Annotated in this window: 18 protein-coding genes; 14 read left to right on the forward strand and 4 right to left on the reverse strand. The window is 66.0% G+C overall.

From position 1 onward, the window contains the following. The first annotated feature begins 70 nt into the window (after nucleotides 1-70). Nucleotides 71-556: a TspO/MBR family protein gene (locus QRO95_RS10495; protein ID WP_182267802.1), complete on the forward strand. Its 486-nt coding sequence runs from the start codon at nucleotides 71-73 to the stop codon at nucleotides 554-556. Nucleotides 557-572: 16 nt separating this feature from the next. On the opposite strand, the gene QRO95_RS10500 is transcribed toward QRO95_RS10495, so the two are convergent. Beyond that, complete coding sequence (locus QRO95_RS10500; RefSeq protein WP_121503249.1) at nucleotides 573-866, reverse strand: hypothetical protein; 294 nt, start codon at nucleotides 864-866, stop codon at nucleotides 573-575. 252 nt (nucleotides 867-1,118) lie between these two features. On the opposite strand from QRO95_RS10500, the gene QRO95_RS10505 reads away from it, so the two are divergent. Genes QRO95_RS10505 through QRO95_RS10515 form a run of 3 tightly spaced genes read left to right on the forward strand, consistent with a single transcriptional unit; the run spans nucleotide 1,119 to nucleotide 6,212 of the window. After that, nucleotides 1,119-3,356, forward strand: coding sequence for an ATP-binding protein (locus tag QRO95_RS10505; RefSeq protein WP_197615499.1), 2,238 nt, complete (start codon nucleotides 1,119-1,121; stop codon nucleotides 3,354-3,356). Further along, nucleotides 3,353-3,820: a response regulator gene (locus QRO95_RS10510; RefSeq protein ID WP_032127326.1), complete on the forward strand. Its 468-nt coding sequence runs from the start codon at nucleotides 3,353-3,355 to the stop codon at nucleotides 3,818-3,820. The genes QRO95_RS10505 and QRO95_RS10510 overlap by 4 nt, the downstream gene beginning before the upstream one ends. Then, nucleotides 3,813-6,212 carry a response regulator gene (locus tag QRO95_RS10515; RefSeq protein ID WP_285302500.1) on the forward strand — a complete coding sequence of 800 codons (2,400 nt, stop codon included), beginning with the start codon at nucleotides 3,813-3,815 and terminating at the stop codon, nucleotides 6,210-6,212. Before QRO95_RS10510 ends, QRO95_RS10515 begins: the two co-directional genes overlap by 8 nt. A gap of 2 nt (nucleotides 6,213-6,214) precedes the next feature. Here QRO95_RS10515 and QRO95_RS10520 read toward each other — a convergent pair whose 3' ends face one another. From QRO95_RS10520 to QRO95_RS10530, 3 genes are read right to left on the reverse strand one after another with little or no spacing between them, the layout of a single operon-like run. Then, entirely contained in the window at nucleotides 6,215-6,907 is a 693-nt protein-coding gene (locus QRO95_RS10520; protein WP_285302501.1) for an oxidoreductase, read from the reverse strand. Nucleotides 6,908-6,920: 13 nt separating this feature from the next. Beyond that, nucleotides 6,921-7,595 carry a ChrR family anti-sigma-E factor gene (locus QRO95_RS10525; protein WP_285302502.1) on the reverse strand — a complete coding sequence of 225 codons (675 nt, stop codon included), beginning with the start codon at nucleotides 7,593-7,595 and terminating at the stop codon, nucleotides 6,921-6,923. Further along, nucleotides 7,592-8,215, reverse strand: a complete 624-nt coding sequence (locus QRO95_RS10530) for a sigma-70 family RNA polymerase sigma factor (protein WP_285302503.1) — start codon at nucleotides 8,213-8,215, stop codon at nucleotides 7,592-7,594. Before QRO95_RS10530 ends, QRO95_RS10525 begins: the two co-directional genes overlap by 4 nt. 135 nt (nucleotides 8,216-8,350) lie before the next feature. Here QRO95_RS10530 and QRO95_RS10535 point away from each other — a divergent pair, with 135 nt between their 5' ends. From QRO95_RS10535 to QRO95_RS10580, 10 genes are all read left to right on the forward strand, one after another. Continuing rightward, entirely contained in the window at nucleotides 8,351-9,118 is a 768-nt protein-coding gene (locus QRO95_RS10535; RefSeq protein WP_285302504.1) for a hypothetical protein, read from the forward strand. A gap of 82 nt (nucleotides 9,119-9,200) precedes the next feature. Beyond that, the gene (locus QRO95_RS10540) at nucleotides 9,201-10,151 is read left to right on the forward strand and encodes an acyl-CoA desaturase (RefSeq protein WP_032127330.1); all 951 of its coding nucleotides are present in this window, start codon (nucleotides 9,201-9,203) and stop codon (nucleotides 10,149-10,151) included. A 1-nt stretch (nucleotide 10,152) separates the two neighbouring features. Then, nucleotides 10,153-11,430 (forward strand): NAD(P)/FAD-dependent oxidoreductase, encoded by a 1,278-nt coding sequence (locus QRO95_RS10545; RefSeq protein WP_285302505.1) that lies wholly within the window; start codon nucleotides 10,153-10,155, stop codon nucleotides 11,428-11,430. Beyond that, nucleotides 11,427-12,194 (forward strand): DUF1365 domain-containing protein, encoded by a 768-nt coding sequence (locus tag QRO95_RS10550; protein WP_285302506.1) that lies wholly within the window; start codon nucleotides 11,427-11,429, stop codon nucleotides 12,192-12,194. Before QRO95_RS10545 ends, QRO95_RS10550 begins: the two co-directional genes overlap by 4 nt. Beyond that, nucleotides 12,191-13,450, forward strand: coding sequence for a cyclopropane-fatty-acyl-phospholipid synthase family protein (locus tag QRO95_RS10555; protein ID WP_285302507.1), 1,260 nt, complete (start codon nucleotides 12,191-12,193; stop codon nucleotides 13,448-13,450). The genes QRO95_RS10550 and QRO95_RS10555 overlap by 4 nt, the downstream gene beginning before the upstream one ends. Nucleotide 13,451: 1 nt before the next feature. Further along, nucleotides 13,452-13,997: a DUF2878 domain-containing protein gene (locus tag QRO95_RS10560; protein WP_049399330.1), complete on the forward strand. Its 546-nt coding sequence runs from the start codon at nucleotides 13,452-13,454 to the stop codon at nucleotides 13,995-13,997. Further along, on the forward strand, nucleotides 13,994-14,779 hold the full coding sequence (locus tag QRO95_RS10565) for a DUF1295 domain-containing protein (RefSeq protein WP_285302508.1): 786 nt from the start codon (nucleotides 13,994-13,996) through the stop codon (nucleotides 14,777-14,779). The genes QRO95_RS10560 and QRO95_RS10565 overlap by 4 nt, the downstream gene beginning before the upstream one ends. Continuing rightward, nucleotides 14,776-15,849, forward strand: coding sequence for a cyclopropane-fatty-acyl-phospholipid synthase family protein (locus tag QRO95_RS10570; protein WP_285302509.1), 1,074 nt, complete (start codon nucleotides 14,776-14,778; stop codon nucleotides 15,847-15,849). The genes QRO95_RS10565 and QRO95_RS10570 overlap by 4 nt, the downstream gene beginning before the upstream one ends. 8 nt (nucleotides 15,850-15,857) lie before the next feature. Beyond that, a complete protein-coding gene (locus QRO95_RS10575) occupies nucleotides 15,858-16,391 on the forward strand; it encodes a lipocalin family protein (protein WP_032127337.1) in 534 nt (177 codons plus the stop codon). A gap of 135 nt (nucleotides 16,392-16,526) precedes the next feature. Beyond that, nucleotides 16,527-17,054, forward strand: a complete 528-nt coding sequence (locus QRO95_RS10580) for a GNAT family N-acetyltransferase (protein WP_032127338.1) — start codon at nucleotides 16,527-16,529, stop codon at nucleotides 17,052-17,054. Nucleotides 17,055-17,074 lie beyond the last annotated feature (20 nt).

The following is a 17,074-nucleotide window of genomic DNA, read 5'->3' on the forward strand; positions in this document are numbered from 1 at the left end:
TCGCCCCGGGTTGCATCCATTTGCCGCTTCCGTTCGTATGAGCGGTAAACGCAGGATGGAGCGGTACGGAATGAAGCGGCGTTCACAGGCTCTGGGTCTTCTGGGATGGGGCGTGGTCACCTTTGCGGCGGCCGCAGTCGGCGCATGGGCATCGGCCTCCGCCGCCAGCTTCTACGCCACCCTCAACCTGCCCGCCTGGGCACCGCCTGCCAGCGTGTTTGGCCCGGTATGGAGCCTGCTCTACGCCATGATGGCCATTGCGGCGTGGCTGGTCTGGCGCGAACGCGGCTGGCGCAACGCGCAACCGGCCCTGGTGCTCTATCTGGTGCAGCTGGCCGTCAATGCCCTCTGGAGCTGGCTGTTCTTCGGCTGGAAGCTGGGCGCGCTGGCCTTCGTCGACATCCTGATACTGATCGCGCTGGTGTGCGCAACGATCGTTGCATTCGCCCGCCTCCATCGCGGTGCGGCGGTGATGCTGCTGCCTTACCTGGCCTGGATATCGTTCGCCTCGGCGCTGAACTTCGCGGTGTGGCGCGCCAATCCCGGGGTGCTGTGACCCCGTATCAGTGCTCTCAGGCCTGCGCGACGCGCTGCGGCTGCCATGCACGCAGCAACGCCGGCTTGAACGCCTGCTGGCCACAGCCCGTTGGGCATCGCACCACCCGCGCGGCGGTGTGGCTGACCAACCCCTGCCCTTCCTCCGCCTTGAACACCGTGTCGCAGCTCATGCACCGCGCAACCAGCGAGTACAGGTGGAGCAGGCGCCCGCTGGCCGGATCCTGCAGGGCATCCACATCCAGCAGCTCAAACTGGCAGCTGTCGGCAAGCATGCGGTATGGCGTTGAAAGCAAGGTCTGCAGGTTCACGGGGCGTAGTCACTCAGGAATGTGCGTTCACCCTAGGCAAGTGGGTGTCGAGCGCGCGTGCAGCGCACATGTACCTTTCGCGAAACATGCAAGTGCTGTTGGAATGCTCAGATGAAGAATTCAGGTTTGAATGAAACGTTCTTCACACGCACGTGCTGGTATGCGAATGCACGATTTTGCGTCACCATCCGTGCATGCCGGATGCAACGCTGGGCCATTCCAGCCATCCACGAATCTTGAGTCCCGCCTTTGATGCCTTCTGCCGAGTCCACGCACGACACTGCCCAGTCCCGTTGTGCGCGCGAACCGATTCATACGCCCGGTGCGATCCAGCCCTACGGCGTGCTTCTGGTCGTTGAACCGCAGTCCCTGCGGGTGCGCGAGCGCGCCGTCAGTCATCCCGGGCTGCTGCAGCAGTTCGGCGAACCGTTGATGCAGCATGTCAGCGAGGTACTGGGCGGCGTGCTGGCGCCCTTCCAGGCGCTGTTCCAGCAGGCCACGGTGGGCAGCAGCGCGCATGTCGGCGCCGTGCACCTGGATGGCCACGGCCGCCATCAATTGTTGGTGCATCGCTCCGCCACCGATCTACTGATCGAGCTGGAGGCACCGGTTCCCGGCCAGCCGGGTTCGCTGGAAGAATTGTATCCGTCGATCCGCGAACTGATGAACGGCATCGAATCGGCCACCACCGTGGAAGATCTGTGCCAACTGGCGGCCGCGCACATGCGCCGGCTGACCGGCTTCGATCGCACCCTGGTCTACCAGTTCGATCCCGGCTGGAACGGCATCGTGGTCGCCGAGGATGGCAACGGCCTGTTGCCGTCCTACCTGGACCTGCGCTTCCCCGAGTCGGACATTCCTGCGCAGGCCCGCGAGCTGTACCGCCGCAATCGGGTGCGCCTGATCGCGGACAACAGCTATACCCCTACCCCGCTGATGCGGGCCGAGGACCATCGCGACGCGCCGGCTACCGACCTGAGCCTGGCCGTGCTGCGCAGCGTTTCGCCCGTGCACCTGCAGTACATGCGCAACATGGGCACTGGCGCGTCGATGTCGGTGTCACTGGTGCACGAGGGCCAGCTGTGGGGTCTGGTGTCCTGCCACACGGTGCAGCCACGCCGCCTGCCCTACCACGTGCGCACTGCCTGCGAGTTCATGGGCCAGATCCTGTCACTGCAGATCGCCCTGAAGGAGCGTGCACGCGCCATCGAAGAGCGCGTGGCGCGCCGTTCGGTGCTGGTCAAGCTGCTGGCACGCATGGCCGGCGACGAGGATTTCATGGCTGCGCTGCGCCACGATGAAGCCAGCCTGCTGTCGCTGACCGGCGCTGCCGGTGCGGCCATCGTGCACAAGGGCGACTGCATGCGCGTGGGTGAGTGCCCACCCGCCAGCGACGTGCTGGCCCTAGCTGATTGGCTGGCTACCCAGCAGACCGGGCAGGAAACGTACTGCAGTGACCATCTGGCAGCCGACTGGGCGCCCGGCGCGCGCCTGTCCGACGTGGCCAGCGGCGTACTGGCGGTGTCCATTTCGCAGCTGCACGACAGCTATCTGATGTGGTTCCGCCCGGAAGTGGTGCGCACCGTGCGTTGGGGTGGCGACCCACGCAAAGCGGCGGCACCCGGCGTGGCACTGTCCCCGCGCAGTTCATTCGAAGCCTGGAAAGAGACCGTACAGCAACGCAGCCTGCCGTGGACCGACGCCGACTGCGATGCCGCACACGAAATGCGCACGGCCATCGTCGATATCGTGCTGCGCAAGGCCGAGGAAATGGCCGAGCTCAACGAGCAGCTGGTCCGCAGCAACAAGGAACTCGAAGCGTTTTCCTATTCGGTCAGCCACGACCTGCGCGCGCCGTTCCGCCACATCGTCGGTTACTCGGAGCTGCTGGGCAGCTCGGCCGGCGAACGCCTCAACGATACCGAGCGCCGCTTCCTGGATACGATCGTGGAGTCGGCCAAATCCGCTGGGACACTGGTGGACGATCTGCTGAGCTTCTCGCAGATGGGCCGTTCCACGCTCGGCCGGGTACGGCTGGATATGGCGGCGCTGGCCGAAGATGTGCACCGGAGCCTGGCTTTGGACTACGCCGGACGCGATGTGCAATGGACGCTGGCGCCGCTGCCGGAGGTGGAGGCCGATCCGACGATGTTGCGTCTGGTCTGGCAGAACCTGCTGGCCAACGCGATCAAGTTCACCCGCGAGCGCGAGCAGGCCGTTATCGAGGTCGGTCACGAGCGCAACGTCGACGAAGACCACTTTTTCGTGCGGGACAACGGCTGCGGCTTCGATATGCGCTACGTGGACAAGCTGTTCGGTGTGTTCCAGCGCCTGCATCACGTCGAAGAATTCGAAGGCACCGGCATCGGTCTGGCCAATGTACGCCGCATCATCGGCCGCCATGGCGGCCGTACCTGGGCCGAGGGCGAGCCCGGCAAGGGCGCCACGATTCATTTCACCCTACCCCGTTCCACAGGAGATCACCCATGAGGGACCTGCGGCCGATCCTCCTGGTGGAGGACAGCCCCAAGGATGCCGAGCTGACGCTGGCCGCGTTGTCGCGCTGCCAGTTGCTGAACGATGTCATCCATGTACGCGATGGTGCCGAGGCGCTGGATTACCTGCGCTGCGAAGGCAAGTTCGCCGGCGCCATGCACGGCGGCCCGGTGGTGGTGCTGCTGGACCTGAAGCTGCCCAAGGTGAACGGCCTGGAAGTGCTGGAACAGGTGCGTGGTGACCCACAGCTGAGCAGCACCCCGGTGGTGATGCTGACCTCTTCGCGCGAAGAACAGGATCTCGTGCGCAGTTACGAACTGGGCGTGAACGCATTCGTGGTCAAGCCAGTGGACTTCAAGGAGTTCTTCGACGCCATCCAAGGGCTGGGCATGTTCTGGGGCATCACCAACCAGCCCCCGCCGCATCGGCCCAACGGCTCGGGGCAGCACAATGCGTGATGGATCGCGCCGCAGCGAGCGCCTGCGCATCCTCATGCTGGAGGACAGCGCGCTTGATGCGGAGCTGATCAGCGCACAGCTGCAGCGTGCCGGCCTCGATTTCGAGGCCGAGCGCCTGTGGACCCGCAATGCCTTCATCGAGGCAATTGAGAATCGCGCCTTCGATGTGATCCTGGCCGATCATGTGCTGCCCGGATTCGACGGCGATACGGCCCTTGCACTGGCACGCGAGCGGATTCCGCAGACCCCTTTCATCTTCGTCTCCGGCACGCTGACCGAAGAACTGGCGGTGCAGGCACTGACCCGCGGCGCACGCGATTACGTAGTCAAGCAGCGCCTGCAACGCCTGCCGGATGCGATCCGTCGTGCGCGGCAGGAGGCCCATGAACGCACCCAGCTTGTGCAGGCGCAGGCCGCACTGAACGACAGCCAGGCGCAGTTGCAGCAGGTAACCAATGCCGTCCCTGCGCTGATCGCCCAGCTCGACACGGCGCATCGCTACCGCTTCGCGAACAAGGCGTTCCTGGACTGGCACGGCGTCACCCTGGCCGAACTGCTGGGTCGCGCGGCACGGGATGTCAGCGGCATTTCCGCCTTCGAGCACGCCCTGCCCAGCCTGGAGCGGGTACTGCAGGGCGAGCGCACCAGTTTCCAGGTCGAACTGGTCCACCGCAGCGGCGAGTCACGATTCGTGCAGATGGACTGCGTACCGGAGCATGCGGCCGATGGCAGCGTGGTCGGCTACATCTGCATGGGCAGCGATGTTTCACTGTTGAAGCAGGCCGAACTGGCGCTGCGCGAGGACAACCAGGTTCTCGAGAGACAGGTGCAGGCACGCACCACCGAGTTGAGGGCCAGCAAGCGGCGCCTGCAGGCGATCTTCGAATCCAGCTTCCAGCATCAGGTGCTGCTGGATCTGTCCGGACGCGTGGTTGATGCCAATGACGCGTCACTGGCCGCGGTGCTTGCGGACAAGAAGGACACCGTTGGCGCGCGCTTCGGCGAATCGCTCTGGTTTGCCACAACCGATGGCATCAGTGCGCTGATCGACCAGGCCGTCGCCGCAGCCGTACAGGGCCGCAGTTCGCTGCATGCACTGGAACTGGAACTCCCGACCGGGCGGCGCAGCTTCGACTTCTCGTTCCGCCCGCTGCTGGATACCGAAGGCGTGGTCACCGCCGTGGTTTCCGAGGCGGTCGAAACCACCGCGCGGCTTCAGGCAGAACACGCACTGCGCCAGTCGCAGAAGATCGAGGCGGTCGGCCAGCTCACCGGCGGCATCGCCCATGATTTCAACAACATCCTGACGGTCATCTCCGGCAACGTCGAGCACGCCATGCTGCTCAATGAACGCGCCGGAGAACCCGGGGCAATGGTCAGCCGTGCACTGGACAATGCACTGAAAGGCGTCGGCCGTGCCGCCAGCCTGACCCAGCGCCTGCTGGCGTTTGCCCGTCGCCAGCCGCTGCACAGCCAGGCCGCCAACCTCAACGAACGCCTGCTGGACATGCACGACATGCTGCAGCGCGCACTGGGTGAGCTGGTGCAGCTGGAGATCCGCAACGCCGAGGACATCTGGTGCGTGGAGATCGACATCAGCCAGCTGGAGGCCTCCGTACTGAACCTGGCGGTCAATGCCCGCGATGCGATGCCGCATGGCGGCCGGCTGGTGATCGAAGTCGACAACAGCCACCTCGACCACGACTACGCCGCCCTGTTTCCCGATGCAACGCCGGGCGAGTACGTGATGTTGCGGGTGCGCGACAATGGCCACGGCATGGACGCGGCGACCCTGGCGCGCGTGTTCGAGCCGTTCTTCACCACCAAGCAGGTTGGCCGCGGCACCGGGCTTGGCCTGTCGATGGTGCATGGCTTCGTCAAGCAGTCCGGTGGCCACGTGCTGATCGACTCAGTGGAAGGCGGCGGTACCAGCATCACCATGATGTTCCCGCGCTCTCCGCTGTCCCTGCCCTGCGAAGCACGCACCCCACAGACCGGCCTGGCGGGTTACTCACCGCGCGAGGAAACCATTCTGGTGGCCGAGGACAATGACGATGTCCGCGCCCACACGGTGGATGCACTGCGGCTGCTCGGCTACCGCGTGCTGGAAGCCCACGACGGCCCCTCCGCACTGCGGCTGCTGGAACGCCCAGATACCAAGGTGGATCTGCTGTTCTCGGACGTGGTGATGCCCGGCATGTCGGGCTGGGAACTGGTGCACGAAGTACGTGAACGCTGGCCGGAAGTCGCCGTCCTGTTCACGTCGGGCTATCCACGCGACCACGACCAGGTGGGCAGCCAGGGACGCGCCGTTTCATTGCTGCCAAAGCCGTTTACCCGCAGTGATCTTGCAGCGGCGGTACGCACCGCGCTGGAGGCGACGCCGCACTGAGGTCAGGACGCCGGATCGCGCATGCCAGCGGCGATCCGGTTGATGTCCGCGCACTCCACCGTGGCCGGCGGATGCTCCCTGGCGGCCAGTGCAATCATCGCCTGGCCCAGGGCCAGATTGCTGGTCATCAACGAAGGCGCAATCGCACCGGCCAGCTTCATCAACGGCGCGCCGCCCCAGTACAAGGGCTTCAACAGGGCATGACGGGTGCCGGTTCCCGCGACCGGCCTGACGCCACCCGGGCGCAGCATCACCGAGCGCACCGGCAGGGCCTGCAAAGCAACTTCGGTCTCGCCCTTGACCCTCAGCGGCATCAGCCGGCTTTGAGGGTCTGCACCCGCACCGGATACATACAGAAAGCATCCCTCGGGATTCGCGACCGCCCAGGCACGGGCCACCGCCAGCGTGGTGTCCACGGTAACGCGTCGGTACTCGGCCTCGGCGGTGCCGACCGGTGGCGCACCGGCGCAGTAGAGGCATGCATCGAACCCGGCAAGCTCCTCCACCCGCTCCTGGATACGCAGAAAGTCCGGGACAATCAGTTCGCTGCCGGTGCCGCGCAGACTACCCGGGTGGCGGACCAGCGCGGTCAGGCGGGAGACCTGCGGTGAGCGCTGGCAGGCCAGCACCACGCCCTGCCCGACCAGGCCTGCGGCACCGGTCAACAGAATCCGCAATGCACCCGTCCCGACCATCAGCGCACCCGCCTCACAGTTTCACGAAACGCTGGATCTTCCGCGCCAGCCAACCGCTGAACACCAACGGCGCATCCAACGCAGACACGCAGATGCACGGCACACCCGGCGCGGTCACCGGCTGGTGCTCCACCTCCTCGTCCAGATCCGCAACGTCACCCGGCGCGAACAGCCCCAGCGCGTCGTTGTAGGAACCGCGCAGGATCTGAGTCAGCTCGCTGCGGCCATGGCTGTGCATGGGCAGGCACTTGCCGGGGGCGATCTTCAGCATGATCAGCGAGGGCATCTGTTCGGCCCGGATGCAGTGCACCCCCGGCGCCATCCAGCGCCAGCGCAGGTCACCCAGCGAGGTGCCAAAGTAGGGATGCAGTGACGCCGGCAGATGATCGGGATCGGCCTCGGGCCGCTCCTTCGGCATAGGGCGCATGGATTCCGCCATGGCCATCGGCGTTTCCGTGGCCAGCTGCATCAGCATGGCCTCGCGCAACTGTTCGCGCCGCGTGTCGGTTGCAGGCGGCTGGGTCTGCTCCAGCAGCACCGAACCGATCGCCTCAGCATCGCGCAGGCGCTGACGGCAATGCGAGCACTGCTCCAGATGGGCACCGGCCACGATGCTCAACGGCGCCGGCAGCGCACCCGCGGCATAGCTCATCAGCGTGGATTCGTGCAGGTGGTGGTGCGGATTCACAGCACACCTCCCACTTTCGCCTGCAGTTGCAGGAAGGCACGGCGCAGGTGCGATTTGACCGTCCCCAGCGGCATGCGCAGCGCTTCGGCGATCTCGCTGTGGCTCTTGGCCTCGAAATAGGACATCCGCACCAGCCGCGCCTGCACCGCAGGCAGCTCGTTGATGCGCTGGCGCAGACGCGCCTGGTCGGCGAACTGTTCGGCACTGCTGCGCTCGATCACATCCAGCGTCGCCGCGTCCTCCACCGCTGCCTGCACCTGCATCCAGCTGCGCTCGCGGCGCACTCGATCGATATGCAGGTTGCGGGCGATGCGATACAGCCACGTACTCAGCGCCCCCTGTGCCGGATCGAAATCGGCGGCCCGCAGCCATAGGCGCAACAGGCATTCCTGCGCCAGCTCCTCGGCTACGGCATCGGGTGCGCCCAGGCCGCGCAGGTACACGCACAGCCGCGGCATGAAGTAGTCGTAGATCCGCATGAAACACTCGCGGTCGCGCAGCCGCGCCACGCCGTCCATGTCACCGGCCCAGTTCGTCGGCTCGCTGCTCGGCTGCTGGGAACTGGACACGGTACGTGCGGTATCGAAGTTGAGGAGTGTGCTGGCGGCGTCAGGGTACATCTGCGTTCGCGGCGGGCGGGTGAAGGTCTGTCCTCTGTACGTGCAGGGGCAGCCATTGGATGCAGTCGGCACTGCGCATCCAACCGGGCGCCCCCGCCGTATGACCTGAGAGACCTACCCTTCCGGATGAACACCATGCGCACTGCCTGGCTGCTGCTGTGCCTGCCCCATGCCGCGCTGGCGGCACCCTGGCTGCGAAGTGAGGGTGTGGCCACCTCCGCGCAGGGCGACATCCTCTACCGTGAAGTGCACTGGCGGCGCGAGGCAACGGAGGGTGCCGAACGCTGGGTGCTGTACCAGTGCCCGGATGGCCGGCCCTTCGCCCGCAAGCATCTGCCCGCCAGCGCCCGCCCGCAGGCACGGAGCTATTCGCTGCAGGACCGCCGCAGCGGCCAGACCGCCGAAGTCGACGCGACTGGCGACTCGGTGTCGATTGCCTGGAAGGAGGATGCCGCCAGCCAGCCGCGTCAGCGCCGGCTTGAACTGCCACCGGACGCGGTGATCGATGCAGGGTTCGACGCCGCAGTGCGCCTGCACTGGCCGGCGCTGCTGCGCGGCGAACGCATCAGTCTGCCCTTTCTGGTGCCGGGGCGGCAGCGCTACTTCCCGGTGCAGGTGCGGCGCATCGGTCCGGTACGGTGGCAGGGTATCGATGGGCAGTCGATCGACGTCAGTCTGGACACCTGGTACGGCGGCATCGCCCCGCGTCTGTCACTGGTCTATGCCAGCACCGACCGCCGCCTGCTGGAATTCCGCGGCACCAGCAACCTGCGCGATGCCCGCGGCAGCTACCCGCAGGTGACGGTGCGCTTCAGCTCGCCAGCTGCCGAGCAAACTGCCGCGGAATGGCAGCAGGCCTGGACGCGTCCTCTGGTCGACCGCTGCGCCGTGACGCCCAGGTGAAGTCGAGATTCTTCGCGTCGCAGCGCATCCATTGCACGCGCTGCTGCGTACAGGTAGACACGACACCCGCCGAGATCCCCCAATGGCCTCTGTAGCGCCCCTCCCCCGTCGACGCTCGCGCCTGCTGCGTACGCTGCAGCGCTGGATCGACACCGGCAACGTCGCAGAGACCACCGGCGAACAGCCCGGCCGCATCGACTGGTTGCGCGCCGTGCCATTTGCACTGATGCACCTGGCCTGCATCGCTGTGCTCTGGGTCGGAATCTCATGGACAGCGGTGATCGTCGCCGCAGTGCTCTATGCGGTGCGCATGTTCGCCATCACGGCGTTCTATCACCGCTATTTCTCGCACCGGACCTTCCAGGCATCGCGGCCGGTGCAGTTCGTGTTCGCTGTCATCGGCGCCTCCAGCGTGCAGCGTGGGCCGCTTTGGTGGGCCGCCCATCATCGCCATCACCATCGGCATGCCGACCAGCCGCTGGATCCGCACTCGCCACGCGAGGGCGGCTTCTGGCGCAGCCACATGGGTTGGTTCCTGACCCGCGAGGCGTTCGCCACCGATCTGTCACGGGTACCGGACCTGGCGCGCTTCCCCGAACTGCGCTGGCTGGACCGTTTCGATACGGCCGTACCGGTACTGCTGGCCGCAGCGCTGTATGCATTGGGCGCCGGGCTGGAGCGCTGGGCACCGGGCCTGCACACCTCCGGCCCACAGCTGCTTGTGTGGGGCTTCTTCATCTCCACCATCGTGCTGTTCCATGCCACGGTCACCATCAATTCGCTGGCGCATCGATTCGGCCGCCGCCGCTTCGACACACGCGATGACAGCCGCAACAACCTCTGGCTGGCGCTGCTCACCTTCGGCGAAGGCTGGCACAACAACCACCACTTCTTCCCCGGCACTGTCCGCCAGGGCTTCCGCTGGTGGGAAGTGGATTTGACCTGGTACGGACTGCGCGCGATGGCCGCCCTGGGCCTGGTCAAAGGTCTCAAGCCCATCCCCGAGTGGGTCCTGGCCAAGGCGAGGTACTGACATGCGCATCGCCGTCATCGGCTCGGGTATCGCGGGGCTGGCCAGTGCCTGGTGGCTCGATGGCCAGCACGACGTCACGCTGTTCGAGGCCAACGACTACCTCGGTGGTCATACCCACACGCACGACGTGCAGGTGGATGGGACACGCATGGCGGTGGATACCGGGTTCATCGTGTTCAATCCCCAGCACTATCCGCTGCTGACCGCGCTCTTCGACGAGCTGGGTGTGGCTTCGCAGCCGACCACGATGAGCTTCTCGATGCACAGCGAGCGCAGCGGCGTGGAGTACAACGCCACCTCGCTGGATGGCCTGTTCTGCCAGCGCCGCAACCTGGTGTCACCTCGATTCTGGGGCATGCTGGCCGACCTGCGCCGGTTCTATCGGGATGCGCCGTTGCTGCTGGCCGAGGAAGACGGCCCCACGCTCGGCGAGTACCTGCGCAGCCAGCGCTATGGCGAGGCCTTCATCGACGAGCACCTGCTGCCGATGGCCTCGGCACTGTGGTCCTCACCGACCGCCACCGTGCAGGACTTCCCGGCGCGCTACCTGGCCCAGTTCATGGCCAACCACCAGATGCTGCAGATGAGCGGGCGCGCGCCTTGGCGGGTGGTGAGCGGCGGATCGGCACGCTATGTCGATGCCCTGCGCGCCCGCTGGCGGGTGCATGAGCGGCTGGAGTGCCCGGTGCAGTCGGTCGAGCGCATGCCCTGGGGCGCGCGCGTGCACAGCGCGGCCGGCGTGGAAGGCTTCGATGAGGTCATCCTGGCCTGCCACAGCGACCAGGCGCTGGCGCTGCTACTCGACGCCGACCCCATCGAGCGCGGCGTGCTCGGCGCCATCCGCTATCAAACCAATGAAGCGGTGCTTCACACCGATGCGTCATTGCTGCCGCGCAACCGCAAGGCATGGGCGGCATGGAACGCGCACGTGCCAGAGGATCGCGCCGCGCCCTGCACGGTCAGCTACTGCATGAACCTGCTGCAGGGCCTGCCCGGCGATACGCCCCTGGTGGTTACCCTCAACCGCAGCGAGGCAATCGACCCAGCCAAAGTACTGCGTACGCTGCGCTATGCCCACCCGGTGCACGACCACGCCGCGGTGCGGGCACAGCAGCGCTGGGCGGAACTGCAGGGCCGTCGCCATACGTGGTTCGCAGGCGCCTATTGGGGCTGGGGCTTCCATGAGGATGGCATCCGCAGCGCCCGCCGCGTGGTCGATGCCCTGCAGGCCTGCGCTCCACATCGGCTGGCATCCGCCTCGGATGAGGTGGCGGCATGAGTGCCAGCGCGCTCTACATCGGGCAGGTGATGCATCGCCGGCATCATCCGCGCCCGCATGCCTTCCGTTACCCCATCGCCCAGCTGCTGCTCGATCTGGACGAACTCGATACGGTGTTCGCCGGGCGCTGGTTGTGGTCGGTCAATCGCCGCAACCTGGCCGAGTTCCGCCGCAGCGACTACTTCGGCGATCCCGCACGGCCACTGGCCGATGCCATCCGCGATCACGCTGCCCACACGCTTGGCTACCGGCCGACCGGCCCGGTGCGCCTGCTCACCCATCTTCGCTTTGCCGGGCACGTGTTCAACCCGGTCAGTTTCTACTACTGCTACCAGGCCGACGGCAGCACGCTGGACTGCATTGTCGCCGAGATCACCAACACGCCCTGGAAGGAACGGCACGCCTATGTGCTGCCGGTCGCTACCGCCACGCACGAAGGCAGCTCACTGCGCTGGCGGTTCGACAAGTGCTTCCATGTCTCGCCGTTCATGCCGATGGATTGCCATTACGACTGGCGGTTCAACCGCCCTGATGAGGATCTGCGCGTGCACATGCAGGTCTGGCGCGACGGCGCGCGCCAGTTTGATGCCACCCAGGTCATGCAACGGCACACCCTGGATGGCCGCGGGTTGGCCCGCGTCCTGGCCTGCTATCCACTGATGACCACCCAGGTGGTGGCCGCCATCCACTGGCACGCGTTGCGGCTGTGGCTGAAACGCAATCCCCTGCACGACCACCCCACCCTTGCCGAGAAACCGCGATGAACTCGATGACTCCTTCGGTCGCGCTGCCGCGCCCCGGCGCATTGGATGCCTTCCTGCGCCGCCGCCTGCTGGCCCAGCTGGCCCCGATGCGCGACGGCCGCCTGTGCGTGCGCGACGCACTGGGCGAGGTCTGGCTGGGCGATGCCCGCGGCGAACTGCATGTCACCGTCACCATCGAAGACCCGGCGTTCTATCGCAAGGTTGCTGCGCAAGGCAGCGTGGGCGCAGGTGAAAGCTACATCCAGGGCGAGTGGCACTGCGATGATCTGGTGGCACTGATCCGGCTGCTGGTGCGCAATCGCGATCTGCTCGACGGCATGGAGCGTGGCCCGGCCCGCTTGGGTGGGGGGATGCTGCGGGTCTGGAACCGCCTGCGCCGCAACAGCCGCGAAGGCAGTCGCCGCAATATCGCCGCGCACTATGACCTGGGCAACGACTTCTTTGCCCTGTTCCTGTCGCCGGACCTGATGTACTCGTCGGCGATGTTCGCCAGCGAATCCGAGCCATTGGAATCCGCCTCGCGGCGCAAGCTGGACCGCATCTGCCAGCAGCTGCAACTCAAGCCAGGCGACCGCGTGGTGGAGATCGGCACCGGCTGGGGCGGTTTCGCGGTACACGCCGCCCAGCACTATGGCTGCCATGTGACCACCACCACCATCTCCGCGGAACAGCATGCGCTGGCCGCCCAGCGCGTAGAGGCGGCGGGCCTGCAGGATCAGATCACGCTGCTGATGCAGGACTACCGCGACCTGCAGGGCCAGTTCGACAAGCTGGTATCGATCGAGATGATCGAAGCGATCGGCGCCGAGTACCTGGACACCTACATGGCTACACTGCAACGCCTGCTCAAGCCGGATGGCGTTGCCCTGCTGCAGGCCATCACCATCGAGGACCATCGCTACGAACAGGCCCGGCGCAGCGTCGACTACATCAAGCGCTATGTATTTCCGGGCAGCTTCATCCCATCGATCAACGCGATCATGGCCGCCAAGACCCGATCCAGCGACCTGCAGCTGATCGCCCAGCAGGACTTCGGCCACTCCTACGCACTGACCCTGCGCGCCTGGCGCCAGCGCTTCCTGGCCCAGCTGCCTGCGGTGCAGGCGCAGGGCTTTGATGCGCACTTCTGCCGGTTGTGGGAGTTCTATCTGGCCTATTGCGAGGGCGGCTTCCTGGAACGTTCGATCGGCGTCTCGCATCTGCTGCTGGCCCGTCCGGACCACCGGCCCGTCCTCGCTGCAGGCGACAGCCGCTGACATGCGCCGGTTCTGGACCAATCTGCTTGGCAACCAGCTGGTCTGGCTGTGCGCCGTGGCCGGCGCCGGGCGAGGCTGGCAGTGGCCGGCGCTGCTGGCCGCAACGATCTATATCGGCAGCCAGCTGCTGACTTCACCGCACCCTCGGCTGGACCTTCGGCTGATGCTGCTGGCGCTGGCCTGCGCGTGGCTGGTCGACGCCAGTGCCGCCGCCAGCGGCGCCGTGCGCTACGCTGCTGCCCCGCTGGGCTGGACTCCGCCCCTTTGGATCATGGCGTTGTGGGCCGCGTTTGCGATGACGCTGACCAATTCGATGCGCTTCCTGCTGCGCCACCCTGCCCTGCCAGCCCTGTTTGGCCTGTTGCTGGCCCCGCTGGCGTATCTCTCCGCAGCGCGCGGTTTCGAGGCGGTCCGTTTCACTGCGCCGCTGTGGCAGGGCCTGCTGGTGCTGGGTGTGGGCTGGAGCATCGCGCTTTCGCTGCTGTGCATGGCCGCTCGTCGCGGCTCCCGCACCCTCCCGCCGCCCTTGGCAGGAGCACCGTCATGATCAATCTGTTGTGGGTTCTGCTGTATGCCGTACTTGTGATGAGCTGGGGCTGGGCCTGGCAGCGCCGCCATCACAACATCGGCGTGGTCGATGTGCTCTGGGCCAAGGGCGTGGGCGCATCAGCCCTGTTGCTGGCATGGCTCGGCGATGGTGCGGCGGCGCCACGGATGGCGCTCGGCGTGCTCGGTGGCCTGTGGGGCAGTCGACTCGCCTTGCACCTGTGGCACCGGGTCCGCCACGAACAGGAAGACGGCCGCTACCGCTATCTGCGCGAGCACTGGCAAGGGCATCAAGGCAAGATCTTCGGCTTCTTCATGGCCCAGGCGCTGCTGGTCGTGCTGTTCGCCCTGCCCTTCGTCGCGGTGGCTGACAATCCGCAGACAAGCACGACGTTGTGGATCGTGGCCGCCGCACTCGTCTGGCTGCTGAGCGTCGGCGGCGAGAGCCTGGCCGACCATCAACTGGCCCGGTTCCGCGCGAATCCAGCGAACAAGGGTCGCACCTGCCGCGAGGGGCTGTGGCGCTACTCCCGCCACCCCAACTACTTCTTCGAGTGGCTGCACTGGTTCAGCTATGTCCTGCTCGCGGTCGGCTCGCCACTGTGGTGGCTGGCCTGGGCCGGCCCGCTGCTGATGTACGTGTTCCTGCGCTATCTCAGAGGCATTCCCTTCACTGAAAAGCAAGCGCTGCGCAGCCGAGGCAACGACTACCGCGCCTACCAGCGCACCACATCGATGTTCTTTCCCTGGTTCCCCCGTTCTTCCAAGGAGCATTCCGCATGAGCGCGATCCCTTCACTGAATCCGGCCGAAGATGCGGAAACCGGGCTGATCGCCTGGGCCGAACGCGGGCTGGTGCCCGATGCGGCGCTGCGTGCGGGCATCCGCCGCTTGTGCGCGCAACGCCTGCATGAGGAAAGCGAAGGCGGCATCGAAGGCCAATCGGCACGCTTCAGCCGGCGCATCGCCGAGCTGGCCGACAGCCCACTCGCGCTGCATACCGAAGCGGCCAACCGCCAGCACTACGAAGTTCCCGCGGCATTCTTCCAGGCCTGCCTGGGCGAGCGGCTGAAGTACAGCAGCTGCTACTACGCCACCGGGCGCGAAACGCTGGACCAGGCCGAGGACGCCATGTTGGAACTGTACGGCCAGCGCGCCGGACTGGCCGATGGCCAGCAGATACTTGAGCTGGGCTGCGGCTGGGGCTCATTGACCCTGTGGATGGCCGAACGTTACCCGCAGGCGCATATCACCGCCGTCTCCAACTCGCACAGCCAACGCCAGTACATCATGGCGCAGTGCCAGACGCGCGGCCTGGGCAACGTCGAGGTGATGACCCGCGACGTCAACCAGCTTGACCTGCCGACGGCCCGGTTCGACCGCTGTGTCTCGGTGGAGATGTTCGAGCACGTACGCAACTACCAGCGCCTGCTGGCAGGCATCGCACGGTGGCTGAAACCGGACGGTGCACTGTTCGTGCACATCTTCGCCCATCGCACACTGATGTATCCGTTCGAGACAGACGGCGGCGACAACTGGATGGGTCGCCACTTCTTTACCGGCGGACTGATGCCGGCGGCCGACACACTGCTGCATTTCCAGCGCGACCTGCGCCTGGAGCAACGGTGGTTGCTGGACGGCACCCATTACCAGCGCACGGCCGACCACTGGCTGGCCAACCAGGATGCAGCCCGCGAGCGGGTGATGCCGGTATTGATCGCCACCTATGGCCAGGCTGCAGCGAAGGTCTGGTGGCAGCGCTGGCGGATGTTCTGGATGGCATGCGCCGAGCTGTTCGGCTACGACGACGGCCAGCAGTGGCTGGTGGCCCACTATCTGTTCCGACCCCGCTGAGGTGCCCGATGCGCATGTTTCCGCTGCTCCCCCTGATCGCGGTGGGCCTGTTCGGTTCCGGCTGCAACTCCAGCGACACCCGCCCGTTGCCGCGTCCGCCGTCGGTGGATGTACCGCGCTTCATGGGCGACTGGTACGTAATCGCGCATATCCCGTCGCGCCCTGAGCGCGAGGCCTTCGACGCCGTGGAGAGCTATGCCCTGCGCCCCGATGGACGCATCCAGACCACCTTCACGTACCGCAAAGGCAGCTTCGAAGCGCCACAGAAGTCCATGCACCCCATCGGCCGTGTCGAGAAGGAAGGCAACGGCGCGGTCTGGGGCATGCAGTTCATCTGGCCGATCCAGGCTGAGTACGTGATCGCCTGGCTCGATGAAAGCTACCGCCAGACCATCGTGGCACGAAGCAAGCGCGATTACGTCTGGTACATGGCCCGCACCCCGCAGGTGTCGGACAGTGACTACCAGCAGGCGGTCGAGCGGATTGCGGCCATGGGTTACGACACCCGCAAGCTGAGGCGGGTGCCGCAATCGGTGCGATGACGCGGCACCTTCTGCCCGGGTCGATCATCCTGGAGCATCAGTCGATCATCAATCATTGCAACGTGGTGCACTCGCGACGCGCCCTGCAGATACGATGCTGGGCAGGCCAGCAAGGCCGGAACGGATACACGATCGATGAACAGCCCCGCGGACGATGCCATCACAACCTCCTGGAATGGATTCGAAGTCCGGCAGATCCTTCCGTGCGACCTCGACCTCATCTGCGCTCACCGAGAAGCGATGTTCCGTGAAAGCGGCCGGAGCGAAGAGATCCTTCAGCAGATGGCGGCCCCGTTCCGTACCTGGCTCGAACCGCGCCTGGTGTCAGGCGACTACTTCGGCCATGTCCTTTCCGACAATGGACAACCCATCGCAGGCATTGGCCTGATGCTGATCGACTGGCCGCCCCACCCCGCCCATCCAGAGCAGGACACGCGCGGCTACGTACTCAATGTCTACGTGGAGCCCGGCTATCGGCGTCGCGGCATCGCCCGCCAACTGATGAAACTGGCCGACCATGCATTCGCCGGACGAGCGGTGGCCTACGCGGTGCTGCACGCTACCACCCAAGGGAAACCACTGTATGCGGATCTCGGATGGGCTGCGACCAGCGAAATGGCCCGCGACCTGCGCAGCGCGAGCGAAGTACCCCGAAGCGCTTGATTGGGTACTGACGATCCACC

This window comes from Stenotrophomonas maltophilia group sp. Smal13 (assembly GCF_030236855.1).
Classification (GTDB): domain Bacteria; phylum Pseudomonadota; class Gammaproteobacteria; order Xanthomonadales; family Xanthomonadaceae; genus Stenotrophomonas; species Stenotrophomonas maltophilia_A.